24 protein-coding genes and 2 pseudogenes are annotated in these 23,520 nt (G+C 71.9%); 14 read left to right on the forward strand and 12 right to left on the reverse strand.

What is annotated here, in order from left to right; all coding sequences use genetic code 11:
* Nucleotides 1-321 precede the first annotated feature (321 nt).
* The 7 genes from ACWF9Z_RS29905 (at nt 322) to ACWF9Z_RS29935 (ending at nt 9,682) form a co-directional block, all read left to right on the forward strand.
* Nucleotides 322-1,653, forward strand: coding sequence for a serine hydrolase domain-containing protein (locus tag ACWF9Z_RS29905; protein ID WP_453607129.1), 1,332 nt, complete (start codon nt 322-324; stop codon nt 1,651-1,653).
* Between the two features lie 12 nt (nt 1,654-1,665).
* Nucleotides 1,666-2,559: a serine hydrolase gene (locus tag ACWF9Z_RS29910; protein WP_453607132.1), complete on the forward strand. Its 894-nt coding sequence runs from the start codon at nt 1,666-1,668 to the stop codon at nt 2,557-2,559.
* 105 nt (nt 2,560-2,664) lie between these two features.
* Nucleotides 2,665-4,305, forward strand: coding sequence for a PucR family transcriptional regulator (locus ACWF9Z_RS29915; RefSeq protein ID WP_453607134.1), 1,641 nt, complete (start codon nt 2,665-2,667; stop codon nt 4,303-4,305).
* A gap of 137 nt (nt 4,306-4,442) precedes the next feature.
* The gene (locus tag ACWF9Z_RS29920; RefSeq protein ID WP_453607137.1) at nt 4,443-6,017 is read left to right on the forward strand and encodes an ABC transporter substrate-binding protein; all 1,575 of its coding nucleotides are present in this window, start codon (nt 4,443-4,445) and stop codon (nt 6,015-6,017) included.
* A gap of 145 nt (nt 6,018-6,162) precedes the next feature.
* Entirely contained in the window at nt 6,163-7,113 is a 951-nt protein-coding gene (locus ACWF9Z_RS29925; protein WP_453607139.1) for an ABC transporter permease, read from the forward strand.
* Nucleotides 7,110-8,987, forward strand: a complete 1,878-nt coding sequence (locus tag ACWF9Z_RS29930; RefSeq protein ID WP_453607141.1) for a dipeptide/oligopeptide/nickel ABC transporter permease/ATP-binding protein — start codon at nt 7,110-7,112, stop codon at nt 8,985-8,987. The genes ACWF9Z_RS29925 and ACWF9Z_RS29930 overlap by 4 nt, the downstream gene beginning before the upstream one ends.
* Nucleotides 8,984-9,682 (forward strand): ABC transporter ATP-binding protein, encoded by a 699-nt coding sequence (locus ACWF9Z_RS29935; RefSeq protein ID WP_453607143.1) that lies wholly within the window; start codon nt 8,984-8,986, stop codon nt 9,680-9,682. The genes ACWF9Z_RS29930 and ACWF9Z_RS29935 overlap by 4 nt, the downstream gene beginning before the upstream one ends.
* A gap of 63 nt (nt 9,683-9,745) precedes the next feature.
* Here ACWF9Z_RS29935 and menC read toward each other — a convergent pair whose 3' ends face one another.
* The 4 genes from menC to ACWF9Z_RS29955 all read right to left on the reverse strand — a co-directional run bounded on the left by menC (nt 9,746) and on the right by ACWF9Z_RS29955 (nt 14,062).
* Nucleotides 9,746-10,846 carry an o-succinylbenzoate synthase gene (menC, locus tag ACWF9Z_RS29940; RefSeq protein ID WP_453607144.1) on the reverse strand — a complete coding sequence of 367 codons (1,101 nt, stop codon included), beginning with the start codon at nt 10,844-10,846 and terminating at the stop codon, nt 9,746-9,748.
* The gene (locus tag ACWF9Z_RS29945) at nt 10,843-11,781 is read right to left on the reverse strand and encodes a GNAT family N-acetyltransferase (protein WP_453607146.1); all 939 of its coding nucleotides are present in this window, start codon (nt 11,779-11,781) and stop codon (nt 10,843-10,845) included. The genes menC and ACWF9Z_RS29945 overlap by 4 nt, the downstream gene beginning before the upstream one ends.
* Complete coding sequence (locus ACWF9Z_RS29950) at nt 11,778-12,878, reverse strand: M20 family metallopeptidase (RefSeq protein WP_453607183.1); 1,101 nt, start codon at nt 12,876-12,878, stop codon at nt 11,778-11,780. The genes ACWF9Z_RS29945 and ACWF9Z_RS29950 overlap by 4 nt, the downstream gene beginning before the upstream one ends.
* Before the next feature lie 146 nt (nt 12,879-13,024).
* Nucleotides 13,025-14,062 carry a dipeptidase gene (locus ACWF9Z_RS29955; RefSeq protein WP_453607148.1) on the reverse strand — a complete coding sequence of 346 codons (1,038 nt, stop codon included), beginning with the start codon at nt 14,060-14,062 and terminating at the stop codon, nt 13,025-13,027.
* 272 nt (nt 14,063-14,334) lie between these two features.
* Between ACWF9Z_RS29955 and ACWF9Z_RS29960 the strand changes: the two genes are divergently transcribed.
* Nucleotides 14,335-14,934 carry a hypothetical protein gene (locus ACWF9Z_RS29960; RefSeq protein ID WP_453607149.1) on the forward strand — a complete coding sequence of 200 codons (600 nt, stop codon included), beginning with the start codon at nt 14,335-14,337 and terminating at the stop codon, nt 14,932-14,934.
* Between the two features lie 13 nt (nt 14,935-14,947).
* Here ACWF9Z_RS29960 and ACWF9Z_RS29965 read toward each other — a convergent pair whose 3' ends face one another.
* A complete protein-coding gene (locus ACWF9Z_RS29965) occupies nt 14,948-15,715 on the reverse strand; it encodes a DUF4386 domain-containing protein (protein WP_453607151.1) in 768 nt (255 codons plus the stop codon).
* Between the two features lie 135 nt (nt 15,716-15,850).
* Here ACWF9Z_RS29965 and ACWF9Z_RS29970 point away from each other — a divergent pair, with 135 nt between their 5' ends.
* Nucleotides 15,851-16,555 (forward strand): TetR/AcrR family transcriptional regulator C-terminal domain-containing protein, encoded by a 705-nt coding sequence (locus ACWF9Z_RS29970; protein ID WP_453607153.1) that lies wholly within the window; start codon nt 15,851-15,853, stop codon nt 16,553-16,555.
* A 72-nt stretch (nt 16,556-16,627) separates the two neighbouring features.
* On the opposite strand, the gene ACWF9Z_RS29975 is transcribed toward ACWF9Z_RS29970, so the two are convergent.
* Together ACWF9Z_RS29975 and ACWF9Z_RS29980 are read right to left on the reverse strand one after the other, a co-directional pair.
* On the reverse strand, nt 16,628-16,885 hold the full coding sequence (locus ACWF9Z_RS29975; protein WP_453607155.1) for a helix-turn-helix domain-containing protein: 258 nt from the start codon (nt 16,883-16,885) through the stop codon (nt 16,628-16,630).
* Nucleotides 16,885-17,370: a DUF2975 domain-containing protein gene (locus ACWF9Z_RS29980; RefSeq protein WP_453607158.1), complete on the reverse strand. Its 486-nt coding sequence runs from the start codon at nt 17,368-17,370 to the stop codon at nt 16,885-16,887. Before ACWF9Z_RS29980 ends, ACWF9Z_RS29975 begins: the two co-directional genes overlap by 1 nt.
* 123 nt (nt 17,371-17,493) lie before the next feature.
* On the opposite strand from ACWF9Z_RS29980, the gene ACWF9Z_RS29985 reads away from it, so the two are divergent.
* Nucleotides 17,494-18,144, forward strand: a complete 651-nt coding sequence (locus ACWF9Z_RS29985) for an HAD family hydrolase (protein WP_453607160.1) — start codon at nt 17,494-17,496, stop codon at nt 18,142-18,144.
* Nucleotides 18,145-18,252: 108 nt separating this feature from the next.
* Here the strand turns inward: ACWF9Z_RS29985 and ACWF9Z_RS29990 are convergent, their stop codons facing one another.
* The 3 genes from ACWF9Z_RS29990 to ACWF9Z_RS30000 form a co-directional block, all read right to left on the reverse strand.
* Nucleotides 18,253-18,585 (reverse strand): hypothetical protein, encoded by a 333-nt coding sequence (locus ACWF9Z_RS29990; protein WP_453607163.1) that lies wholly within the window; start codon nt 18,583-18,585, stop codon nt 18,253-18,255.
* A 165-nt stretch (nt 18,586-18,750) separates the two neighbouring features.
* Nucleotides 18,751-19,185, reverse strand: a complete 435-nt coding sequence (locus tag ACWF9Z_RS29995) for a nucleoside deaminase (protein WP_453607166.1) — start codon at nt 19,183-19,185, stop codon at nt 18,751-18,753.
* A complete protein-coding gene (locus ACWF9Z_RS30000) occupies nt 19,182-20,000 on the reverse strand; it encodes a TIGR03619 family F420-dependent LLM class oxidoreductase (protein ID WP_453607168.1) in 819 nt (272 codons plus the stop codon). Before ACWF9Z_RS30000 ends, ACWF9Z_RS29995 begins: the two co-directional genes overlap by 4 nt.
* A gap of 93 nt (nt 20,001-20,093) precedes the next feature.
* Between ACWF9Z_RS30000 and ACWF9Z_RS30005 the strand changes: the two genes are divergently transcribed.
* Nucleotides 20,094-20,540, forward strand: coding sequence for an Lrp/AsnC family transcriptional regulator (locus tag ACWF9Z_RS30005; RefSeq protein WP_453607171.1), 447 nt, complete (start codon nt 20,094-20,096; stop codon nt 20,538-20,540).
* On the opposite strand, the pseudogene ACWF9Z_RS30010 reads toward ACWF9Z_RS30005, so the two are convergent.
* A pseudogene (locus ACWF9Z_RS30010) lies at nt 20,516-20,769 on the reverse strand (hypothetical protein); the annotation flags it as partial. The gene ACWF9Z_RS30005 and the pseudogene ACWF9Z_RS30010 sit on opposite strands and share 25 nt — an antisense overlap.
* 20 nt (nt 20,770-20,789) lie before the next feature.
* Between ACWF9Z_RS30010 and ACWF9Z_RS30015 the strand changes: the two are divergent.
* From ACWF9Z_RS30015 to ACWF9Z_RS30025, 3 genes and pseudogenes are all read left to right on the forward strand, one after another.
* Nucleotides 20,790-21,061 (forward strand): annotated as a pseudogene (locus tag ACWF9Z_RS30015) (NmrA family transcriptional regulator); the annotation flags it as partial.
* Between the two features lie 70 nt (nt 21,062-21,131).
* On the forward strand, nt 21,132-21,497 hold the full coding sequence (locus tag ACWF9Z_RS30020) for a darcynin family protein (protein WP_453607173.1): 366 nt from the start codon (nt 21,132-21,134) through the stop codon (nt 21,495-21,497).
* Between the two features lie 71 nt (nt 21,498-21,568).
* Nucleotides 21,569-22,795: a hypothetical protein gene (locus ACWF9Z_RS30025; RefSeq protein ID WP_453607175.1), complete on the forward strand. Its 1,227-nt coding sequence runs from the start codon at nt 21,569-21,571 to the stop codon at nt 22,793-22,795.
* A gap of 73 nt (nt 22,796-22,868) precedes the next feature.
* Here the strand turns inward: ACWF9Z_RS30025 and ACWF9Z_RS30030 are convergent, their stop codons facing one another.
* The gene (locus ACWF9Z_RS30030; protein WP_453607177.1) at nt 22,869-23,108 is read right to left on the reverse strand and encodes a hypothetical protein; all 240 of its coding nucleotides are present in this window, start codon (nt 23,106-23,108) and stop codon (nt 22,869-22,871) included.
* Nucleotides 23,109-23,520 lie beyond the last annotated feature (412 nt).

A 23,520-nucleotide genomic window follows, 5' to 3' on the forward strand; every position in this document is an offset into this window, starting at 1 on the left:
GTGCCGAGCTCCTGCGAGGCTGGCGCGCGCGCGGGCTGCCGCACCGCCCCCCCCCCCCGTCCTGTTGGGATCGCGCCGTTCTCGCTCGCGCGCAAGGCCGCCACGCGCACGACGGGCCGCCGCGGGTTCTCGGGGTCCCCGTCCCCGTCCCCGTCCCCGTCCCCCGCTCGCGCCGGGATCACCCGGGTCGCGGCCGGGCCGAACCCGGTTCGTCCGCCGGCACCATTGGGACCGGTCCGCTTCGTCGTCCCGGCCAGATTCAGGGCCGGTCCGGCTGCCTAGGCTGTTCGCACGCTCAGCCGACGACCAAGGACGGTTTCCATGACGGCAGCAGTCGAACCCGCGCGTTGGAACAATCTGCTCAGCACAGCAGCGGCCAGGTACGGCGTCCCCGGCGCCTCGCTCGCCTTCTTCCACGACGGGAAGATGCACGAGTTCGCCACCGGTGTACTCAACCGGAACACCCAGGCCCCGGTCCGCACGGACTCGCTCTTCCAGATCGGCTCGGTCACCAAGGTGTGGACCGCCACGCAGGTCATGCTGCTGGTGGAGGCGGGCGAACTCACCCTCGACACCCCCGTCGTCGAGATCCTCCCGGAGTTCCGGGTGGCGGACGCGGCCCTCACCAAGTCCGTGACCGTACGGCACCTGCTGACGCACACCTCCGGCATCGACGGCGACCTCTTCCTCGACACCGGCCGGGGCGACGACAACCTGGAGAAGTACACCGAGGCGTGTCGCGATCTCACCGCGATCCACCCGCTGGGCGCGACCCAGTCGTACTGCAACTCGGGGTTCTCGGTGCTCGGCCGGATCATCGAGCGGCTGACCGGCACGGTCTGGGACATGGCACTGCACGAGCAGGTCATCGAGCCGCTGGGGCTCACCCACACCGTGACCCTCCCGGAGGAGGCGCTCCGCCACAGCGCCGCCATGGGACACGAGACGGACGGTTCCGTGTCCCCGGTGTGGGGGCTGATGCGTTCCGCGGGACCCGCCGGGCTGATCTGCGCGCAGGCGTCCGATGTGGTCAGGTTCGGGCAGGCCCATCTCGGCGACGGGCTGCTCGGCCGGCCCGAGGTGATGCGGGACGCGCAGGTGGCCGTGCCGTGCCCGCTTCCGTTCGCCGCCGAATGGGGTCTCGGCTGGATGCTGGACACCATGTCCGGACACAAGATCGTCTCGCACGCGGGGAACACGATCGGCCAGTCGGCCATCCTCTGGGTCGTACCGGAGCTCGACTTCGTGGCCTGCGTCCTGATGAACGGCGGAGACTCCGCGGGGATGCAGCACGAGATGGCCACCGAACTCTTCGGCGACCTGCTCGGCATCGAGGTCCCCGCCGCTCCCCAGCCCCCGGCCACCCCGGTCGCCGTCGACACGGCGCGGTACACCGGCGTGTACGAGAGCGTGGGCAGCAGGGTCACCGTGACGGCGTCCGACGGCGGCACGCTGCACCTGCGGATGGAGACCAAGGGCTCCCTCGCCGGCCTGAGCCCGGTCAAGGAGTGCGATCTGGTCGCCGTGGGCGGGGGAACCTTCATCACTCGCATGCCCGGCACGGGGCCTTGGATGGCCATGGCCTTCTACGAACTGGCCGACGGCTCGCCCTATCTCCACCTGGGCGTCCGAGCCCTGCCCAAGACGGTCTGAAAGGGCGGTCCCATGACACGCACTCCTCACCAGGGGCAGGCCGAGCTCCGGAAGATCTTCGACGACGCGGACGCGGAGGGCTTCCTCCATGTCCGCGAGATCGACGGCGACGCGGAGGTCGCCTTCGGCGCGGACGACCCCGTGGTCCTGGCCTCGGTGTTCAAGGTGCCGGTCGCGCTCGCCTACGCGCGGCGGGTGGCTGCCGGCGAACTCGACCCGACCCGGCGGATCACGGTCACGGCGGAGTTCAAGGAGGGCGGCCTCGGCACCGACGGCTGCCTCGACGACGTGGAGATGACCCTTCGCGACCTCGCCTTCATGATGCTGACGATGAGCGACAACGCGGCCACGGACGTCGTGATGCACGAGGTCGGACTCGACGCGGTCCACGCCGCTCTCGCCTCCCTCGGGCTGGGGCGCACCCGCGTCGTCGGGGACTGCCGGGCGATGCTGACCAGCATGGTGCCGGAACTCGGTCTCGACCCCACGGGCGACATCGAGGCGCAGGTGGCGGACGTCGACCAGGAGCTCCTTCTCGGGCTGTCGGTGCGCGATCCGGAGCGTACGACCTCGAGCACGCCCCGCGAGATGACCTCGCTCCTCACCGCCCTCTGGCGGGACGAGGCCGGGCCGCCGGAGGCCTGCGCCGAGGTGCGCCGGATCATGGGGCAGCAGATCTGGCCGCACCGGCTCTCCGTCGGTTTCGAGGACGGTGTCAAGGTGTCCGGCAAGACCGGGACGCTGTGGGGCGTACGCAACGAGATCGGAGCCGTGGAGTATCCCGACGGGCGCCGCTACGCGGCGGCGGTCTTCCTGCGGCCCCGCTCAATGGGGTTCCGGCTCCCGAGGGCCGACGCGGCCATCGGCCTGGCGGCGCGGGCGGCCGTCGATCTGCTCCGCGCCTGAGCGACGCCGCACCGAACGCACTGAACGCACGAACGCACCGGCGAGGAGCGACCTCATGCCCCATGAGCAGACGTGATGTCTGGATACGGGTACTACCGTGACCTCATGATTGGTCGGCCACACCCCTCGCTGCGACGGATCGTCGACGACTTGGGCAGCACCGTGCTCAACGTCGCCGCCGCGCCTCCCGGTGGTCTCGAAACCGGGATCACCGGAGTGCACATCTACGATCCGCTGGACGAACTGCTGGTGACTCCCGGCACGTTGCTCCTCGCCATCGGGGTCGAGGGCGGCGAGCGGATTCGCGCACTGCTGAGGGCGGCGGCACCTGCCGCCGCCCTCATCGTCAAACAGCCGGTGGAACCGGATGAATCGATTCGGCAGATGGTGGCCGAGTCCGGGGTCGCCGTGCTGGGACTGGCCCGCGCCGCCTCCTGGGCCCAGATCGCCGCCATGCTGCGCGCCCTGCTCTCCGAAGGCGATTTCGGCGACCCGGACGACGGCCTGCCCGGCGATCTCTTCGTGCTGGCGAACGCGATCTGCGCGCTGCTCGACGCACCGGTCACGATCGAGGACCGGGCCTCCCGGATCCTGGCCCACTCCGGCCGTCAGGAGGAAGCCGACCCCAGCCGGGTCGCCACCGTCCTCGCCCGTCAGGTGCCGGAACGCATCCGGCGGATCGTCCACGAGCGCGGCATCTTCCGGCGGCTCGACCAGAGCCGGGAACCGGTCTTCGTCCACCTGGAGGAGGAGGACATCCGCCGGACCGCGATCGCGGTCCGTTCGGGCGACGAGGTCCTCGGATCCATCTGGGTCGCCTCCCCCGAGCCCCTGGATGCCCAGCGTGCGAGCGCGCTGACGGACGCGGCGAAGATCGTGGCCCTGCAGCTCCTGCGCGAACGGGCCGGCGCGGACATCCGGCGTCGGCTGCGAGCCGATCTGCTCTCCACCGTCCTCGAAGGTGGCCCCGGCGCGCCCGGGGCCGCGGCCCGCCTCGGCATCGCCGACGGCGAGCCGGGCGGTGTGTGCGTGATCGCCGCCCAACTCGCCGACGACGCCGCCGCGCACACGGAGGCCGACCGGCAGCGTTTCTGCGACGCCCTCGCCCTCCATGTCGGCGCCATCCATCCGCGTTCGTCCGCCGCCGTGGTCGGCACGGTGGCGTACGCCGTACTGCCGTTGCCGCAGGGCCGGTCGGACCATGACGGATCCGAGCGCCGGGCCGTCCAGGTGGCCCGGAGCTTCCTGGCCCGGATCGGCGTCCGGTACGCCTCCCGCATCGGTGTCGGACGCCCGGCCGCCAGTCTCGCGCAGGTGGCCCGCTCCCGCGCGGACGCCGACCGGGCCCTGCGGGTGCTGACGTCACGCCAGGAACCCAACTCGGCCGCCGGCTACACCGAGCTGCACATCGAGTCCCTGCTGCTGCAGCTCGGGGATCTGGCGTCGGCCCAGGAACACCAGCCCATCGGCCCCTACCGCAACCTGCTCGCGTACGACACCGAGCACGGCAGCGATCTGGTCGCCACCCTCAGCTCCTACCTCGACGCGCTGGGAGACGTACCGGCCGCCGCGGCGCGCATGCACGTCCACACGAACACCTTCCGCTACCGGCTCAAAAGGGTCGTGGAGATCAGCGGTCTCGACCTGGACGACCCGCAGGAACGGCTCGGCGTCATGCTCCAGATCCGCATCTTCGGTCCCGGCGCCTCGGCCGGAAAGAGGGCGGGGCAGCCCCCGCCCCCCTGAAAACTCCGTCTCGTTGGACGCCAGGATGGACAGACCTCCGACTGTTTGTGCTCCGGCACGAATACCGGGGGCCCCGGGAACGGACAGGGTGGTGCATCACTCCCCCGCGTCTTGAAGTTCCGCTTCTGGAGTCCCCCATGAGACACACCCGAACAACCGTGGCGGCGGCCCTGTCGTTGCTGCTCGCGGCGACCGGCTGCACCGCCACCGCCGGCTCCGCCCCGGACGGCGAAACCTTCACCATCACCACGTCCCTCGCCCCTGGCGCGCTCGACCCCTCGCACGCCATGTCGGGCGGTACCAACCTCCTGATGTCCATCGGCTACGACACCCTGGTCTCCAGCGACGAGAAGGGCGCCCCCGTACCGGGGCTCGCTGAGAACTGGCAGGTGACGCCCACGTCGGTGACCTACACCCTCCGCAGGGGCATCACCTGCTCCGACGGGTCACCGCTGACACCGAGCACGGTCGCCGCGAACGTCGCTTACGACACCGACCCCGCCAACAAATCGCTGCTCTACGGCGTCGTCGTGCCCGCAGGCCTCACCGCCACGGCCGATGACGCCGCCGGCACGATCACCCTGGCCACACCCGAGCCGTTCAGCTTCATCCTCGAGAGCTCCGCGATGATGTACATCGTCTGCGGCAAGGGCCTCACCGACCGCCGGCTGCTCGCCCAGGGCATGTCCGGATCGGGCCCGTACGAGCTCGCGCAGGTACGGCCCGGCGACCGGTACACCTTCCGGCTGCGCAAGAACTACGCCTGGGGCCCCGAAGGCGCCACCTCGGCCGGCATGCCGGAGAAACTGGTCGTGCGGGTCGTCGCCAACGAACAGACCTCCACCAATCTCATGATCGGCGGCGCTGCCAACGCGGCCTTCGTCCAGGGTCCCGACCGGGCCCGGCTCAAGGCCATGCCGGGCATCCGGACCGAGGACGTCTTCACCGGCAGTGACCAGTTCGTCTTCCAGGAGGCCGAGGGCAAGCCGACGGCGGACCCGGCCGTCCGCAAGGCACTGTCCATGGCGCTCGACGTCAAGGACCTGGGCCGGATGGCGTCCAGCGGCAGCGGCACCCCGCCCAACGGCATGGTGTCGGAGCCCCGTCCCTGTCCCAGCGTCGACTTCTCCCGCTATCTCCCGCCGTACGACCTCGCCGGGGCGAAGGCCGTCCTGGACGCGGCGGGCTGGCACGAGGGGGCCGGCGGAGTACGGACCAAGGACGGGCGCAAGCTGTCGCTGACGCTGTTGTTCGTCACCGCTCAGGGCGAGGCCGGTGCGGCCACCGCCGAGTACGCCGCCGCCGAATGGAAACGCGTCGGAGCCGAGGTCAAACTGCTCGGCGTCACCGGCGGCCGGCTCGACGAGGCCACCAACGGCACCCTCGACTGGGACATCGGCGCCCTGCCCATCGTCGTCCAGCTGCCCTCGATGCTCATGGGTATCCTGTCCGGCCCCACCCCGCCCGACGGCGGCAATTTCATGCATCTGAAGAACGAGCGGTACGAGGCCCTCACCGGCCAGGCCCGCGGCACACCGGGCGAGCCCGGTTGCGCGCTGTGGAACCAGGCCGAGGCCTCGCTGGTGGAGAACAACGACGTCATGCCGATCGTCAACCTCACCACCACGCTGGCGACCAGGAACGGCTCCCTTCGCATGCTCCCCGGGCTGGTCTACCCGACCACCATCCGGCTGCAGACGGAAGACAAGTGATCACATGCCTCAGCACATGAAGGGAAACCCCGTGCCCGGCAGACCGGCCCGCCGGCTCCCGGCAGCGGCGGCCCCGAAGGCCCCCGCGCAGGAGGGCCCCGATCGCTCGCGGACCCCCCGCCCTGCGCGTCGAAGGCTCCCGTACGTGTTCCTGCTCCGGGCCCTGCTGCGCTTGGCGCTCTCGCTGGCCGTGCTGGTGGTGGCCTCGTTCCTGATGCTCCACCTGCTGCCCGGGGACCCCGCACGCGCCGGCCTCGGCGCGGCGGTCCCGCCCGAGGTGGTGGCGAGGAGGCGGGAGGCACTCGGTCTGGACGATCCGCTCGTGCGGCAGTTCCTGGACTACGTCCGTCACGTGTTCAGCGGTGACCTCGGGACGTCGTTCCTCACCTCGGAACCGGTGGGCGACGTCATCGCAGACCGGCTGCCCCACTCCGTCTCCATCGCCCTGCTGGGCGCGGCGCTCGCGTTGAGCATCGCGATCCCGCTCGGGATGTGGGCGGCCGTGCGCACCGAGAACGGCCGCCGTCCGCTCACCCGGAGCCTGTTCTCGGGGGCCACGGGAACGGCGAACTCGATCCCCGAGTTCCTCTACGCGATCGCTCTGGTGGCGGTCTTCGCGGTCGGCCTGCGCTGGCTGCCGCCCGCCGGGATGGCGGGCCCCACCTCGTACGTCCTGCCCGCGATCGCCCTCGCGATCGGCCCCGCGGCGCTGCTCGCCCGTGTCTCCCGCGTCGAGACCCAGCGCGAACTGGGCAGCGAGTACATGCGGTTGGCCCGCGCCAAGCGCCTTCCCGCCTCCCGGCTGTATCTGCGCCACCTGCTGCCGAACACGCTGACCGCGACCCTCACCATGGGAGGGCTGCTGCTCACCGCGCTGATCACCTCGGGTGTGCTGGTGGAGAGCGTCTTCGCCTGGCCGGGGCTGGGTCAGCGCACGGTCGAAGCCATCACCCAGCAGGACTATCCGGTCGCCCAGGGCGTGATCCTCGTCTACGGGGCGATCGTGCTGGTGGTGAACTTCTGCGTCGACCTGCTGATCGGCTTCCTCGACCCCAGGTCCGCCCTCAACTCCACCCTCGCGCCCGAGGAGGCATGATGCGCCGCCTGCTGCGCACCGCGTCCGGCTGTGCCGGACTCGCGATCGTCACCCTGATGGTGCTGCTGGCCGTCTTCGCCCCGATGGTCTGGGGGGACGATGCCACCCGCTTCGACCCGTCGGTGATCGGCGAGGGTGCCTCGGCCGCCCATCCCCTCGGCACGGACGCGCTCGGCCGTGATCTGCTGGCCCGTACGCTCGTGGCCACCCGCTTCACGTTGCTGCTGGCGCTGCTGGCCACCGCCATCGGCACCGGCACCGGGCTGATCCTCGGCACCCTGCCGTCCGTACTGCCCCGGCGCGCCGGGCAGTTGGTCACCTCGACCGTCAACGCCCTGGTGGCCTTCCCCGGGCTGCTGCTCGCCATGTTCACCGCGGTGATCGCCGGACTCGGCTCGTCGGGCGCGGTCCTGGGCATCGCCGTCGCGATCGCGCCCGCGGTCGCCCGGCTGACGAACAGTCTGGCGGTGTCGATCGCCACCTCCGACTACGTGCTCGCGGCCCGGATGATGGGCGTGCCCCGCCACCGGATCCTGCTCCGGCACGTGGTGCCGAACATCGGCGAACCCCTCGTGATGACGGTCGCCCAGGCGATCAGCGGAGCGCTGCTGGGACTCGCCGGAATGTCGTTCCTCGGGCTCGGGGTGCAGCCTCCGTCCTACGACTGGGGAAGGCTCCTGTTCGACGCGTTCGGGCACATCTACGTCACCCCCGTGGTGGCCGTGGGCCCGGCCGCGGCGATCATCCTGGCGGGACTCGGTTTCGCCCTGCTCGGCGACTCGTTCTCGGACGTGGCGGCGCGCCGCTCCGCGGCGGCCGGCGCCGGCGGCAAGGCCGGTGCGCGAGGCGCGGTTCCCCCGTCCGTGCCCCGGGAGGAGGACGGCGGGGCGGTGGACGGCGGGGCGGTGGACGGCGATCCGGACGCGGTGCTGGACGTCCGCGGCCTGACCGTGACCTTTCCCGGCGGGGCGGAGCCCGTGCGAGACCTGACGCTGACCATCCGGCGGAGCGAGATCGTGGGCCTGCTCGGAGAGTCCGGCAGCGGCAAGAGCATGACGGCGTCCGCGATCGGCGGTCTGGTCCCCTATCCCGGCCGCGTGAACGCGCGCCGGCTGCGCCTGCACGGCCAGGACGTGAACTCGCTGCCGGAGAACGAGCGCAGGAAGCTGCTGGGCACCTCCCTGGCGATGATCTTCCAGGACCCGATGGCCTCGCTCAATCCGGCGCTCAGGATCGGCGGCCAGCTCGCCGAGGTCTCGGTCGTCCACCAGGGCGCCACCCGCGCGGACGCGTGGCAGCGGGCCATCGACCGGCTCGGGAACGTCCGGCTGCCGGATCCGGAACGGACGGCCCGGATGCATCCGCACCAGTTGTCCGGTGGCATGCGGCAGCGTGCGGTCATCGCGATGGGGCTGATGGGCGCGCCCCGGCTGATCATCGCCGATGAGCCGACGACGGCGCTGGACGTGACCGTGCAGCGGCAGATCCTGAAGCTGCTGCGCGAAGTGACCCGGGAGACCGGCGCGGGCGTGCTGTTCATCACCCATGACATCGCGCTGGCGAGCGAGCTGTGCGACCGGGTCGCGGTGATGTACGCGGGCACGATCGTGGAGGAACTGGAGACCTCCCGGCTGGCGGACGGCGCCGTGCACCCGTACACCCGGGCGCTGCTGGGTTCGGTCCCGACGATGGACACCGATCGCACGGTTGCGCTGACCGGTATCCCCGGCACCCAGCCGTCCCCGGCCGATCTGGGGCCGGGATGCACGTTCGCGGACCGCTGCGCGTCCGCGACCGACCGATGCCGCACGGAACGCCCGGTGCTCGTCGAGCACGGTGCGGCCCATCGCGCGGCCTGCTGGGAGGCGTCATGAGAATCACCGGTCTGTCCGTGCGGTACGGCTCCCGCGATGTCGTCGAGGGGCTGGATCTGGAGATCCCGCCGGGAAGCGTGGTCGGTCTGGTGGGCGAGTCCGGGTCGGGCAAGTCGACGGTGGCCCGCGCGGTCGCGGGGCTGGTCCCGTACCGGGGCACGATCGAGGGTCCGGACCGGCACAAGGTGCAGATGGTGTTCCAGGATCCGTACGGTTCGCTCGATCCCCGGATGACGGTGGGTTCCTCGGTCGCCGAGGGGCTGGGTGACCGCATGTCCCGCGCGCGGCGGGCGGCGGAGGTGCAGCGGCTCCTGTCGCTGGTGTCGCTGTCCCCGCAGTACGCCGGCCGGTATCCGCGGGAGTTGTCCGGCGGCCAACGCCAGCGGGTGGCCATCGCGCGCGCCCTGGGGACGCGGCCGGAGCTGTTGATCGCGGACGAGATCACCTCGGCGCTGGACGTCTCGGTGCAGGGCTCGGTGCTCAACCTGATCCGCTCGCTCCAGGCGGAGCTGGGCCTTTCCATGCTGTTCATCTCGCACAATCTCGCGGTCGTCCGGTACGTGTGCGACCGGATCGCGGTGATGCACCAGGGACGGCTCGTCGAGGAGGGGCCGGTGGAAGAGGTGATCGCGGCTCCGCGCCAGGCGTACACGCGGACGCTGCTGGACGCGGTACCGAGGCTGGCCACCGCCTGAGGCCGGAACGACGTGAGCCGCCTGCCCGGTCCGGGCAGGCGGCTCAGTCGTTTCCTCGCTCGCTCAGAGCGCGATCCACTCGGTGGAGGTCGTCACCTCGTCCAGGATCGCGGGCACCGGCTCCACGCCGATTCCGGGTCCGTCGGGTACGTCGAGGTGGCCGTCGGAGAGTTTGAACGGCGGGGTGATGTCGTGGGCGTAGTAGCGGCTGGACGCCGAGGTGTCACCGGGCAGGGTGAATCCGGGCAGGGCGGCCAGGGCGACGTTGGCCGCGCGGCCGATCCCGGTCTCCAGCATGCCTCCGCACCATACGGCGACGCCGTGGGCCCGGCAGAGGTCGTGGATGCGGCGTGCTTCGAGATAGCCTCCGACGCGGCCGGGCTTGATGTTGACGATGGAGCAGGAGCCGAGGGAGATGGCCGCGGCGGCCTGTGCGGCGGAGTCGACCGACTCGTCCAGGCAGACGGGTGTGGCGAGCCGGCGGGAGAGCTCGGCGTGCTGGACGAGATCGTCGTCCGCCAGGGGCTGTTCGACGAGCAGCAGGCCGAACTCGTCGAGTCTTTCCAGGTGGCGCGCGTCGGCGAGCGTGTACGCGGCGTTGGCGTCGACCTGGAGCAGCAGGGCGTCACCGAAGCGCTCGCGTACGGCCCGTACCGGCTCCACGTCCCAGCCGGGGGCGATCTTCAGCTTGATCCGGAGGTAGCCCTCCGCGATGAACCCCTCGACGGCGTCGAGGAGTTCGGGAACGGAGTCCATGATGCCGACCGAGACGCCGCTCGGCACCCGGTCCCTGGTGGCGCCGAGACAGGAGGCGAGCGACTGACCGCTCGCGCGCAGTTCCGCGTCGAGAATCGCGCTCTCCAGGGCGGCCTTCGCCATCTGGTGGCCCTTGAACGGCTCCAGCGCGGTGGCCACCGTGTTCGCGCGGACGTGTCGGGGCAGCGCGGGAACGAGGAAGCGGCGGATCGCGGCGGCGGCGCCGTCCACGTACTCGGAGTTGTAGCGCGGCTCGGACATGGCGACGCATTCGCCCCAGCCCTCGCCGTCCGGCGTCTCGACGCGGAGCAGCAGGACGTCGCGGGCGGTCTCTTCGCCGAACGAGGTGCGGAAGGGGGCCTTCAGCGGCATCGCGATGCGGCGGAGTTCGATTCCATTGATCTTCATCGGTTCTGTGACTCCATGGGGCTCGTGCGTTCCGGTGGGGAGGAGGGCTCCGGCCTGGGCCGGAGGGGGGCCCGGTCGACCACGTAGCCGGCCCGACCGTGGAGGCCGGTGACCCGCGCCCCCTCGGCCAGCAGGCCGCCGAGCACCTCGCGGACGGCCAGCCGCCAGGAGGTGGCGGCGGCCGGATCGCTGCGGCGCAGGGCCTCGATGTCGGGCGGCAGCCCGACCAGCACGGTCGGGGAGTCCGTCGACAGCAGGAGCGGACGGCCGTCGCTGCCCTCGGCGAGTACGGGCGCGGGGGCGGGCGCGGCGGCGGGCGCCCTGGTGCCGGTGACGGTGTGCCCGCCGGACGTACCCGTGCTGCCGCCGGATGCGGTGGCGCTGCGGCCTGATGCGGTGGTGCGCACGCCCGGGGCCGCGGCGATCACGTGCGGCGCGTTCAGGTCCCAGCGGGCGAGCACGCGGTCGCTGTCGTCGCCGCCGTTGATCGCGTCCCGCATCGTGCCGTAGAAGCCGGAGTGGTACTCCTCCAGCGACGCGCCGAGCTTGGTGAGGTTGAAGTAGGCGTTGCGGCGGACCAGCGGGTCGAAGGTCCAGGTGATCCGGTCGAGGCCACGGGCGAGGGCCCAGCCGCGCTGGTGCTGTTTGAGGGCGAAGCCGATGCCGCGCCCCTGGCCCGCGCCGGTGACGTGGGAGTGCAGGGCCAGACCGGGAGGGGCCGCGAGGAAGGCGACGGAGGCGCCGACCAGTTGGGTGCCGTGGTAGGCGCCCGCCACGTAGTTGCCCGCGTGGGACAGCGCGCGCATCAGCTCGACTCCGATGGGCCCCTCGCCCGGCGCGTACTGCCAGATGCCGCCGAAGAGCCGGTCGATGTCCCCGAACTCCTCCAGCCGGTGGACTTCGCGTACGGTCGGTTCGGTCCCGGTGGCGTTCATCGCCGTACCTCCGTGATCAGCTCGGCGAGGAGGGCCGCCCGGCGGGGCATCTCCGCGACGACGACGTGCTCGTCGTCGGCGTGCGCCCCGCCGCCGACGGCGCCCAGGCCGTCGAGGGTGGGACAGCCGGTCCCGGCGGTGATGTTGCCGTCGGAGGCACCGCCGACGGACGCCTGGCGCAGGGGTTCCATGCCGAGGCGGGCGGCCGCCTCCTGTGCCCGGGCGAACAGCCCGGCCGACGAAGCCGGCTCCAGCGGCGCCCGGTTGGGTCCGCCGACGACGCTCAGACGGGCGCCGGGGGTGTGCACGGGGAGGCAGCGGATCATTTGGTCCACCCGGCGCTGTGCCGCACCGTCCGGCACCCGCACGTCGACGGAGATGGAGGCCAGCGGCGGGACGGTGTTGCCCGCCGTGCCCGCCGACAGGAGGGTCGGTATGACCGTGGTGGCGTCCGGACCGTGGAAGACGGACAGTCCCCCGTTCACCAGGTCACCGAGCCTGCTGATCGCCAGGACCTGGTGGGCGGCCTCGACGGCCGCGTTGATGCCCTTCTCCGGTTCGAGCCCGGAGTGCGCGGCCCTGCCCCGTACCTCGATCTCGTACCAGGACACCCCCTTGCGCGCGGTCTTCAGTGCCCCGCCGTCGGCGGAGGCTTCCAGGACGAACGCGGCGACGCACCCCTTGGCGGACTCCTCGATCAGTTCGCGCGAGGTGGGCGAGCCCAGTTCCTCGTCGCCGGTGACCAGGACGCGGATGCCGTCGAGGGTGGGCAGTGACGCGAGTGCGTGGAACATCTGCACGAGCCCGGTCTTCATGTCGAAGACGCCGGGGCCGCGTGCGATGCCGTCCACGACCGACCAGGGGTGGGTGGCCAGCGAGCCCATGGGCCATACGGTGTCGTGGTGCCCGACGAGCAGCACCCGGGGCTCGCCGAACGTCCAGCGCAGATGCGTGACGCCCTCGATGACGAGGATCTCGGGCGCGGCTCCGAGGTGGCGGGTGCCCTGGGCGGCGACGGTCGCCGCACTGGCGGCGACGGCCTGATGGTCCGCCGAGAACGACTCGCAGAGCACGAGCTCTTCGAGGTCGGCGAGCATGGCGTCCAGACGCGGGGCACCCTCGCGCTCCGGACCGGTGACGGGTGCCGGGGCTGCGGCGGCCGGCAGGCCGGACGCGGGGGTCGGAGCGGTCGCGGGGGTCGGGGCGGCGGGGGTCGGGGCGGCGGGGGTCGGGGCGGTGGCCGTCATCGGGCGCGTCCCAGTTCCGCACGGAAGAGCCGGTGGACGTTCCCGCCGAGGATCTTGCCGATGTCGGTCTCGGTGTGGCCGCGCCGGACGAGTTCCGCCGTCACCAGGGGCAGGCCGGCCGGGCCGTCGAGCCCGGGCAGGGTGACGAGCGGGTCGATGTCGTCGAAATCGAGATCCTCGCAACAGGGCGGGGTCACGTCCACCAGAACCTCGCGTATGAAGTCCGGCCCGATGCCGACGTGGTCGATGCCCGCGACGGACGCCACGTGCTCGATGTGGTCCACCAGCTTCTCCAGGGTGCGGTCCTTCTCGGCTTCGGCGAGGAAGCCGGGGAAGAAGTTGACGCAGACGACGCCGCCCGTGGCGGCGACCCCTCGGAGCTGGTCATCGGTCAGGTTGCGGTGGTGATCGCAGAGCGCGCGGGCCGACGAGTGGGTGGCCAGGAGCGGACGGGTGGCCAGTTCGAGGACGTGGGCCACCCCGGCGGCGCCGAGGTGGGAGACGTCGAAGAGCATGCCGAGTCGTTCCATCTCCGCCAGGGCCCGGACTCCGGCGGCCGTGAGGCGGGAGCCCGTGGCGTCCTCTCCGCTGCCGTCGGCGAGCGGGGTGCGGTTCCAGTGCGCGATGGAAGCGACGCGTACGCCGAGGCGGTGCAGGGTGTGGAACAGTTCGACATCGGCGTCGACGCCCGGCGCGCTCTCCAGGGCGAGCACGAGTGCGATCTTCGACGCGGCGAGAGCGGCGTCGATCTGGTCGCCGTCCTGGCACAGGGCCACGGTGTCCGGGTTCCCCTCGGCCAGGACATGGGCGGTCTCGATCATCCGCAGGGTGCGGCGCAGCGCGCCTTCCGGGCGGTAGGCGTCGTCGATGAAGACGGGCAGCACCTGGATGTCCACACCTCCGGCCTGGAGCTGCGGCAGCCAGCGTTCACGGAAGAAGTCGGCCCAGCGCAAGGGCGGCCGCGCCGATACGGCCATCAGCAGATCGTTGTGGGTATCGGCGACGATGGCACGTTGGTGGAGGTCAGCGGTCACGTCGGAGCCTTCCGGTGAGAGTTGGCCCTGACGTTATGGGGGCCGATGGGCTCACAGTTCATCCCCGACGACGAAGAACTCGGCTGATTTCGTCGTCCGGACCAACCGGACCGCATTCCCGGAGCGGGCCTCACCCGGGCCTGCGCGAGGCCCCTGCGGGACCGGCTCGGCCGGAGTCTCGGGTTGGCCGGGCGCCTGCGTGCTCGATCCGGCGAAGGTGCTGCCGCTCACGTCCGGTCGACGCGGACCGGCAGGGCTCGTACCCTCTCAGCGTGCCCCTACCTCACCCCATCGGATCCTGGCAACAGGTCGCTTCGCGGCGGGACTTCACCGCCTACCTGGACCAGCTGTCCGCCGCGTGCGAGAGCGCGTGCGCCGGGCAGGATTCCCGCACGCCCCCGGCGGAGCGTTGGACCAACCAGTCCGTCGACGGCTTCCTCTGGGCCTGGGTCCGGCTCCTGGAGAGCCGCCTCGACGGCACCGACCTGCTGCACGAGGAGGCTCCCGGCAGACCAGGATGGCAGGGGCTGGCCCATCAGCTGCACGTCCTCCGTACATCCCCGACCGGGTTCAACGGCGCTCTCGCCGATGCGGTCACCGATCCGGACGAGGTGGGCAGCGCCCACGACCTGCGTCTGTACGCCGCGACGCTCGCCGTCGACTTCGCCCGGGACCGAAGGGAAACCCGGGCGAGGGCCAGCCGCGGCGAGTGGGCCGGCGACGGGGGCAGTTGGGCCTACGGGACGCTCTGGCAGGTCCTCGATTCCTGGGCTTCCTGGCTGGCCGCCGACTCGCCGTTCCACGCGGAACTGGAACCGGTGACCTGGCGGTCGGTCGCCCAGCAGCTCTCGGCCGCCCAGGTCTACGAGTAGGCCGACGGAACCGTCACCCGGCGTCGGCGCCCACACGGGAACCGACGCCGGCGCCACCCCCGGCGCTGCCCCCGACACCGGCACCGGCGTGGTCCCGCGCGCTGTCACCGGAGCCCTCGTCGAAGCCCTTGCCCAGCAGCCGGACGGCCAGGGTCACCTCCCAGGCGAGCACGGGAAGGGCGGCGAGCGACCCCGCCACCGAGACCTGCTCGTACGCCCCGAACAGCACGGCGGTCGCCGAGGCGCAGATCATCGCCCCGCCGACCAGCCCCAGGACGGCGATGAACCGCGGCACCAGCCGCGAGGTGTACATCAGGCCGGCCAGCACCAGGGTGTTGGCACCGAGGACGAAGTTCGGACCGAACAGGAACGTCCAGTCGTGGAAGGCCACCAGGGCCCGGCCGGCCGTGACCAGAGAGGCCGCGTCGGTACCCGCCGCACCCTCCGCCTGCCTCCTGAGCGTCACGACCGACAGCACGCTGATGATGCCGATGACGATGACGGCCGCCTCCAGCAGGCGCCCGCAGACATAGGCGACGGCGGCTCCCTCGTTCCGCCTCCTCAGGACCGGGTACAGCACGGCCCCGGTGCCCGTGACCGCCACCGCGAGGACGAACTCGCACAGCGCCCCCAGGAACACGCGGGAGTCGGCGCCGGCGCCGACGACGTATGCGGCGTCGTGCAGGACGGGGCGGTAGAGCGCGAGCCCTGCGACGGCGGCGACCTCGGTGACGAGGAACAGCACCCCCGCGACGATCGCGATCCTCCTGGTTGAGCTCATGCGGAACCGACCCTCCCTCGATGGGTGTACGGCGTACACCCGGCAGCTGGCGCCCACAGTAGGTGTACGACGTACACTCGTCAAGGCGGGACCCCGCCCGCGCCATCCCGGGAACGGATCGAGGAAGAAGCCCAGATGCCCGAACAGCCGCAGGAACCACGCCGGACCCCCCTGAGCCGGGACCGGGTGCTGCGCGCCGCCGTCGCCTTCGCCGACACCGCCGGGATCGAGGCACTGAGCATGCGCCGGCTCTCGCAGGAGCTGGGCGTGGTGCCGATGGCGCTCTACAAGCACGTGGCCAACAAGGAAGAGCTCCTGGACGGCATGGTGGAAGTCGCCTTCGCGGGGATCGAGGACCAAGCCCCCCGATCCGACTGGAAGGGCGCGGTCCGCGGGCGGATCCTCGGCGCGCGCGCCGCCCTCCTGACGCACACGTGGGCGGCCCAGGTGATCCGGTCGCGCACCAGCCCGACGCCGGCCATGCTCGCGTACCTGGATTCCGTGATCGGCATGTTCCGGGCCGGCGGTTTCTCCACCGACCTCACCCACCACGTGATGCACGCCCTCGGCAGCCGGGTGCTGGGCTTCACCGAGGAACTGTTCGACGACCCGGCGAACACGAGCACCGCACCGCAGGACGACCGGGCGCAGGCGGCCGCGTACGAGGTGATGGCCCGGCGCTACCCCTACGTCACCGAGCTGGCCCGGGCGGTGGCCCACGACCGGCGGTCCGTCGTCGGCCAGGGCTGCGACGACCTGTTCGAGTTCGAGTTCGCGCTCGACCTCCTCCTGGACGGATTCGAACGACTCCACGCGGAGGGCTGGACGTCCACGCCCTGAGGCCCACCCCGGAACCCCGCCCCACCCCGGGCCACCGACCGGCGACCGGCCCCCCGGCGCCGAGGTGCGACGTCAGCCGCCCGCGACGCCCTCGTTCTCCTCGGCCCCCTCGGTCGCCCCGTTCTCCTCGGCCTCCCAGCGCAGCAGGTCGCCCGGCTGGCACTCGAGCGCCTCGCAGAGCGCGGCGAGCGTCGCGAAGCGCACCGCCTTGGCGCGGCCGTTCTTGAGTACCGCCAAGTTGGCGGGCGTGATCCCCACGCGGTCCGCGAGCTCGCCCACGGACATCTTCCGCCTGGCCAGCATCACGTCGACGTCGACGACGATCGGCATCAGATCACCTCGTCCAACTCGTCCCGCATCCGCGCCGCTTCGACGTCGCGCGCGACGGCCTGCGCGAGCAGCATCCGCAGGAGGAGCACGATGAGCGCGACCCCCAGGACGGCCAAACCGATCCCGCCCATGATGACGGTGACGCCCGGGTCCTCCCGCTGGCCCGGCGCGTTGAGGGCCGTGACCGCGAACCACAGGAGGGCGATGGCCACGATCGCGCCGATCACGATGTCCACGTACCGGAAGGCCGCGTGGGAGAACACGGTTCCGCGCCGCACCATCGACACCAGCCGCCATACGCACACCAGGGCGACCTGGACGGACACCACACCCAAGATCGTGATCACGCGCAGCGGGGTCAACGGCAGCGACCCGTCCTCGGGGTCGGTGGCCAGCGCCCACACCATCGACGCCTGCACGAACACGGTGCCGACCAGCACCACCACGAGCACGGCGCGCAGCGCCCGTACGGTCAGTTTTCCCACGACCCATCCCTCCATCGAATTGCGATGGAAATCTATCGATTATCGATGGGTTAGGCAAGGGCTGGACCAGACGTGGGCGGCAGCCCCGCCCCAGCCGACACCGCCCCTGCCTATCCTGTCCGGATGATCACTCCGATTGAACTCGTCATATTCGACTGCGACGGCGTGCTCGTCGACAGCGAACGGATCGCCGTGCGCGTACAGGTCGCCGTGGGCGCCGAGCTGGGATGGCCGCTCACGGAAGCCGAGGTCATGGACAGGTTCGTCGGCCGGTCGAACGCGTCCATCGGCGAGCAGATCGCCGCCCGCCTGGGATCGGATCGGGCGGTTGCGTGGCAGGCGAGGTTCGAGCAGCTCCACCGCCTGGCCGTCGACGCCGAACTCACCCCGGTCGACGGCATTCACGAGGCGCTCGCCGCCCTCACCCTTCCCACCTGCGTGGCGTCGAGCGGCAGTCACGAAAAGATGCGCCACACCCTTGGCCACACCGGGATCCACGCACACTTCGAGGGCCGCATCTTCAGTGCCGACGAGGTCGCTCACGGCAAGCCCGCCCCCGATCTCTTCCTGCACGCGGCGCAGCGCATGGGTGTCGACCCCTCGGCCTGCGTCGTCGTCGAAGACAGCAAGTACGGGGTCCAAGCCGCCCGCGCGGCCGGCATGCGGTCGCTCGGCTACGCCGGTGGCCTGACACCCGCCCAGTGGCTCGAGGGCCCTGACACCGTGGTGTTCGACGACATGCGCAAGCTTCCGATGCTCCTCGGCGAAGCCTGAGCGTCGCCCGCGCGGCGCGACGAGGTGGACCGTGCCGTGGAGTCCGCCGCGCGGCGACGGCTGTTCCTCCGTGCCGACGTGGACGCGTCGAGGGCGTCCCGACCCGGGTCAGCCGGCTTCAGGTGCCGCTCGCGGCGCGGCGGGCTCGACCGTGGCGGCGCGCCGGACACGCCCTACCCACGCATCCGGCGGCAGGAGCGACCAGGCGACCTCGATCTCGACGCCGTGGTGGGTGCGGGTGTGGTCCGCCAGATCCGTGAAGATCCGGGCCTGTACGTCCTCGAGGGCCGCTTCGGAGGTCATGGGGATCTTGCCGCATCCACCGCCCCCGCCCTCGGAGGTGAACGTGAAGGGCCATACGTCCTCCCCCGTCAACAGGATGATCTCCTTCGGTACGCCGAAGGACGGCCGCTGCTTCTTCGTCTTGCGTTGTCGCGCCACAGCGCCATCCAACCCGACGGGCTTCCGATCGGACACCTCGAGGTGCGATCGACGACCGCCGCCTGCCGGCGTACGCGTGGCCGCGCCCGGCACCGTGCGGAGGAATCGGGGGACGTGCGCTCGGACTGGACCGGTGAGGGCCGTCGTGCAGACCGGCCCTCACCGCTACGGCCGGTCGTACGCGTCGATGGGCGTGCGCGCCTCGGCGAACAGGGCCGGGCCGTCCTGCGCCGGCGTCGGCCAGGCACCTGACTCCGGGTTGAGTGCGACGAGTTGCTCGGTGGAGAGCGCGTAGACGACCCGGCCCAGTCCGGAGCGGACGATGCCCCCGGCGCACATGCCGCACGGCTGGCAGCTGGTGTACAGGGTGGTGCCGGCGGCCGTGTCGGGGTCGAGTTCGCGGGCCGCCCAGCGGGCGAGTTTCAGCTCCGGGTGGGCACTGATGTCGTTGTCGCGGCGCACGGTGTTGTGGGCTTCGGCGAGGATCGTGCCGTCCGGGCCGGCCAGCAGGGAGCCGTAGGGCGCGTCGCCCAGGGTGACAGCCTGGGCCGCGATGGCGATCGCCCGCCTCAGGAGGTCCTCGTCGGCGGTGGTGATCATGATGATGTCCTCCAGTGTGTGGCCACGGCGGTGAGCGTCTGCCAGGCCGCGCGGGGGCGCCGGGTGTCCTCCGGGTCGCCGTGGTACGGGTCGAGCACGACGGTGTCGGCGCCGAGGCGCCGCAGTTGGTCGAGGTCGTCGAGGATCTGCTCGAGGGTGCCGGTGCCGGCGAGCCGCTCGGGGTCGTCGATCGGCGTGGTGGTCAGCCGCAGGGCGATGCGGGGTGCGAACCCCGGCAGCGAGTGGTTCGTCAGGACCTCGCGCATCCAGGGAAGCGTGCCCCGCAGCGGGTGCCAGGCATCGCCGAACCTGATGGCGCGCCGGATCCCCGCCTCGCTGTTGCCGCCGACCCAGACGGGGATCGGGCCGGTGCGCACGTCGGCCTCCTCGCGCCAGGCGTGCCGCAGGGCGAGGAGGTGCTCGTCGGTCAGCCTGCCCCTCGCGGTGAACGGCACGCCCAGCGCCTCGAACTCCTGGCGTGCCCAGCCGACGCCCACCCCGAGCACGAGCCGGCCGCCGCTGAGCTGCTGGAGATTGGTGGTCATGCGCGCCACCAGCAGCGGATGCCGGTAGGGCAGGACGAGCACGGTCGTGCCCAGCCGCACCCTGCTGGTGATGCCGGCCAGCCAGGACAGCGTGGTGAACGGCTCGTAGAACGGCGCCGGATAGCGCCCGGCCACGTCCGGGGTGACGGCCACGTGATCCGACACCATGAGGAGGTCGAAGCCGAGCCCCTCCACGAGGCGCGCCCACTCGCGCAGCACGCCGGGATCGGTCCCGGGTCCGAAGTTCGGTACGTTGACGCCAAGTTGCATGGGGGGAGGCTATCCCGGCGATCAAGAGGCATGGAAGGCACTTCTCCTGGTATCCCCCGTGTTCCACCGGCCGCTTCCCGGTAGATTCACGATATGACCGCGAATCTTGACGACACCGACTGGGCGATCATCGGAGAGCTGCAACGCGAGGCGCGCATCTCCCTCAGCGAGTTGGGGCGGCGGGTGAATCTCGGCTCCTCGGCCACCACGGAACGGGTGCGGCAGCTGGAGGCGATGGGCGTGATCACCGGCTACCACGCCGTGGTCGACCTGGCGAAGGTCGGCTACCCCGTCCTCGCCGTCGTCCGGTTGAAGTACCCGGGCAACCACCACCAGCCGCTGCGCCGGCTGCTCGCCGAGCGGCGGGAGATCCTGGAGTGCCTGCGCACGACGGGCGACGACTGCTACACCCTGAAGGTGGCCGCGACCTCCATGGAACATCTGGAGACGCTCATGGACGAGCTGGCCGGCTTCGGCAGCACGACCACCAGCGTCGTGTACAGCCGGACACTGCCCTATCGCGGACCCGACCGGCCCTGACGCACCGCTGACCGGCCACCGCGTACGGGTGCCCGCGGGTGCGCACCCCCGGGTGCGCACCCCCGGGTGCGGGCTATGCCTCCCGGGCCGGACGCAGCACCCGTCGCACGGCGTCGCGCAGCCACCGGTGGCCCCCGTCGGCGGTGTGGCGCGGGTGCCAGGCCATGCCGATCGTCAGCGGTGGCAGCGGCAGCGGAACGTCCGGCAGGCGCATTCCCAGCGCGTGCGCGGCGCCGTGGTCCGCGACCCCGCCCGGCCGCACGGTTCGCCGCCCACGGCGTCGGCCATGTCGTCGGCGTCTCGGCGCTCGGCCGCGGCACACCGCAGGCCGCCCGGCCGGGCTGGTCACCGCCTCGCCGGCCATGGGCGACCTGATCGCCGACTCGGGCGTCTCCTATCGCGCCCTGGCCAACCCGTCCCTTTTCGAGAACCTGCTGGAGGAGACCGATTCGATCCGCGAGAGCGGCGTCTTCACCGACACCGTCGCCGCGGATCGCCGGGCCCTGCTGGTGGCCCCGGCCACCGGATTCGCGCAGTGGTGCGCGCAGACCCTCAAGCCCGCCGTCCTCGCCGGCACGCCGGAGGCAGTCGATGCCCACTGTCCGAACCGAACCGCCCGTCACCGCGTTCGTCCTGGTCAAAACCACACCCGAGTGGCTGGCGATGACCGTGGCCGACCGCGTCCGGGCCTTCACCACCCAAGTCGTCCCGGTGATCGAGGCCCGCACCCGGGGCGTCCGCTCCCGCTTCTACGACACGGAGTTCTACTCGGCGCGGGTCACCGACATCTGGGTCTGGCAGGCGGACGACCACGACGCCTACCGGCTACTGATCGACGCGCTGCGCGAAACCCCCTTCCGGGACCGCTACTTCACCGTGGTGGACCTGCTCGTGGGCACCGAGAACGGCTACGCCCGCACCTACGGCGTGGATCCGGTGGCCACCCCCGCCACCTGACGCCCTCCCGGTGAGGCCGGACCGATATATCGCGTTGCGTCCGTGGTCCTCCCCCGGCAGGGTTCCCGGTGATGAGTGATCACGATTTCCCGCCCTACGCCCGCTCCGACTCCGTCGAGGGCCTGTTGCAACGGGGCCGCGGCCTGGGCTCCGTATACGCGCTGCGCGATCCCCGGACGGCCGCGCCCTTCGTCTACGACGGCATCCGACGGGACTGGCGGTGGGACGGTACGGACGACCGGGCCCGCTACCTCGCCGGGCTGGTCCAGGACCTGGGGCTGTCGCCGGCGCCGGTCGTGGAACTGCTGGGCGGGGACGAGAAGGAGTGCGAGCGGGCTGCGGACGTGCTGCAGCTGCTCGCACTCGGCGGTGACGACGAGGCCCGGGAGGCCCTGCGTTCCCACGTCCGGGAAGGGGCGCACTGGGTCTCCGTACTGGAGTCGGTCTCCGGCCTCTGGCCGCTGGAGTGGTGGGAGGACCTCGGTGGGGTCGCGCGGGCACGGATCGGCGGTGAGCCGGAGCCGCCGTGGTTCAGCGAACCGTGGACCCGGTTCGGAATCGAGGTCCAGCGGCCCGATCCGGGGCCGGCACCGCTCGATCTGTCCGGGCTCGCGGACGGCGAACTGCTCGACCTGCTGGCCGGGGTGCGGTCCGGGAACAGCGGCAGGGTCGCCGCCCTGCGCGAGCTGTCGCGCCGCGATCCGGTGGAGGGGCTGATCCCGCTCGTGCCCTCGCTCGTGACCGCGGACGGCCGCCGCCCCCTTCCGCTGCTCAGGAAGGCCGTCGACCGCCTCGGGCCCCTCGCCGTCGCGGCCGCGCGCCGCTGGGTGGACGACGAGCGGGAATGGCTGGCCCGGCTCGGCTCGGACGTCCTCGCCGATCACCTCGGCCCCGAGGTGATCCCGGTCCTCGTGGCCGAACTCACCGACCAGTGGCGGGCCCGCGCGTGGTGTGGCCCCGACGCCACGGCGAAGCGGCTGGCCCGCTTCGGACCGGCCGCATCCGGCGCGGTGGCGGACCTGCGCCGGTTCTGGCTGCACACTCCGCACTCCTACGAGCGGGCCGCCTATCTGGAGGCCCTGGCCGCCATCGACACCGGCGGCCTGGACGACGCCCGCACCGAATCCCTCTGGGACTGCGAGGAGCAGGCCCGGCTCCTGGGCATCGCCCACGCGCCGGACCGCCCCGAAGCCCTGGAACGGATCACGGCACTGCGCGACGACCCGATGGAGACCCCCGAGACACGGGCGGCTGCCGCGGCACGGCTGACTGCCACGACCACTCCGAGCCCGCCCTGACCCGATCGGCTCGGCCCGGGCCCCGGCGGGCACGGACCACGGAACAGCCTCGGCAACGGCCTCAGCAACGGCCTCAGCAGTTGGCGGTGATCCACCGTACGAGGGCTGCGTGGGTCGTGTCGTCGAGCGCCGACAGGATGTAGATGGATTCCACGTCACCGGGAAGCGGTGCGATGCCGGCGGCCGTCAGCGCCGCTTGCAGGTCCAACCGCCGCCGGTCCACGGGCGTCAGGGACCGGCCGACGTGCGGGTCGTGCGCGGGCCCGTGCCCGCCCGGACCCTCGTCGCCACACGGGAGCAGAAGCCAGTCCATGTCACCTGGGCGGCGGCCCTGTCGCCGAGCCTCGTGGGGTGCGGACGGAACGGCGTCAGCGCCGGGGAAGCGGTAGGGGTCCAGCCCCAGCTGAGGGGGCGGGGCCTCGGGCGAGGTGGACTGCCAGAACTCCACGAAGAACCTCCCTGCGTCGGAATGTGCCGCTGCTGCTTCCACATGGCCTCGGGGCGCCGCCGTCGCCGCGGCGGGGTCCGGACACGCGCCGAACGTCCTCGGTACCCGTCCCGTCACACCTCGCGCCCGTCAGAGCCCGACACGGGCGCGGAAGCGGGAGGGAGGCCTGACGCGTCGGGCGGGTAGCGCCTCCGAAGTGGCGGGGTGCGCGGCGTGGGGGGGGCGGGGGGGGGGGGCCGCGCCGCGCCGGAGCACGAGCGCCGCAGAGAGGGAGCCG

The sequence above is a fragment of the Streptomyces sp. NPDC054961 genome, from assembly GCF_053609145.1.

What these genes read in the sequence shown, in the direction of transcription:
- ACWF9Z_RS30000 (WP_453607168.1), bottom strand. Translation starts at nt 20,000, where the DNA reads ATGCAACTTGGCGTCAACGTACCGAACTTCGGACCCGGGACCGATCCC.
- ACWF9Z_RS30005 (WP_453607171.1), top strand. Translation starts at nt 20,094, where the DNA reads ATGACCGCGAATCTTGACGACACCGACTGGGCGATCATCGGAGAGCTG.
- ACWF9Z_RS29910 (WP_453607132.1), top strand. Translation starts at nt 1,666, where the DNA reads ATGACACGCACTCCTCACCAGGGGCAGGCCGAGCTCCGGAAGATCTTC.
- ACWF9Z_RS29965 (WP_453607151.1), bottom strand. Translation starts at nt 15,715, where the DNA reads ATGAGCTCAACCAGGAGGATCGCGATCGTCGCGGGGGTGCTGTTCCTC.
- ACWF9Z_RS29915 (WP_453607134.1), top strand. Translation starts at nt 2,665, where the DNA reads ATGATTGGTCGGCCACACCCCTCGCTGCGACGGATCGTCGACGACTTG.
- ACWF9Z_RS29950 (WP_453607183.1), bottom strand. Translation starts at nt 12,878, where the DNA reads ATGCTCGCCGACCTCGAAGAGCTCGTGCTCTGCGAGTCGTTCTCGGCG.
- ACWF9Z_RS29975 (WP_453607155.1), bottom strand. Translation starts at nt 16,885, where the DNA reads ATGCCGATCGTCGTCGACGTCGACGTGATGCTGGCCAGGCGGAAGATG.
- ACWF9Z_RS30020 (WP_453607173.1), top strand. Translation starts at nt 21,132, where the DNA reads ATGCCCACTGTCCGAACCGAACCGCCCGTCACCGCGTTCGTCCTGGTC.
- ACWF9Z_RS29945 (WP_453607146.1), bottom strand. Translation starts at nt 11,781, where the DNA reads ATGAACGCCACCGGGACCGAACCGACCGTACGCGAAGTCCACCGGCTG.
- ACWF9Z_RS29985 (WP_453607160.1), top strand. Translation starts at nt 17,494, where the DNA reads ATGATCACTCCGATTGAACTCGTCATATTCGACTGCGACGGCGTGCTC.
- ACWF9Z_RS29905 (WP_453607129.1), top strand. Translation starts at nt 322, where the DNA reads ATGACGGCAGCAGTCGAACCCGCGCGTTGGAACAATCTGCTCAGCACA.
- menC (WP_453607144.1), bottom strand. Translation starts at nt 10,846, where the DNA reads ATGAAGATCAATGGAATCGAACTCCGCCGCATCGCGATGCCGCTGAAG.
- ACWF9Z_RS29970 (WP_453607153.1), top strand. Translation starts at nt 15,851, where the DNA reads ATGCCCGAACAGCCGCAGGAACCACGCCGGACCCCCCTGAGCCGGGAC.
- ACWF9Z_RS29920 (WP_453607137.1), top strand. Translation starts at nt 4,443, where the DNA reads ATGAGACACACCCGAACAACCGTGGCGGCGGCCCTGTCGTTGCTGCTC.
- ACWF9Z_RS30025 (WP_453607175.1), top strand. Translation starts at nt 21,569, where the DNA reads ATGAGTGATCACGATTTCCCGCCCTACGCCCGCTCCGACTCCGTCGAG.
- ACWF9Z_RS29995 (WP_453607166.1), bottom strand. Translation starts at nt 19,185, where the DNA reads ATGATCACCACCGCCGACGAGGACCTCCTGAGGCGGGCGATCGCCATC.
- ACWF9Z_RS30030 (WP_453607177.1), bottom strand. Translation starts at nt 23,108, where the DNA reads ATGGACTGGCTTCTGCTCCCGTGTGGCGACGAGGGTCCGGGCGGGCAC.
- ACWF9Z_RS29935 (WP_453607143.1), top strand. Translation starts at nt 8,984, where the DNA reads ATGAGAATCACCGGTCTGTCCGTGCGGTACGGCTCCCGCGATGTCGTC.
- ACWF9Z_RS29930 (WP_453607141.1), top strand. Translation starts at nt 7,110, where the DNA reads ATGATGCGCCGCCTGCTGCGCACCGCGTCCGGCTGTGCCGGACTCGCG.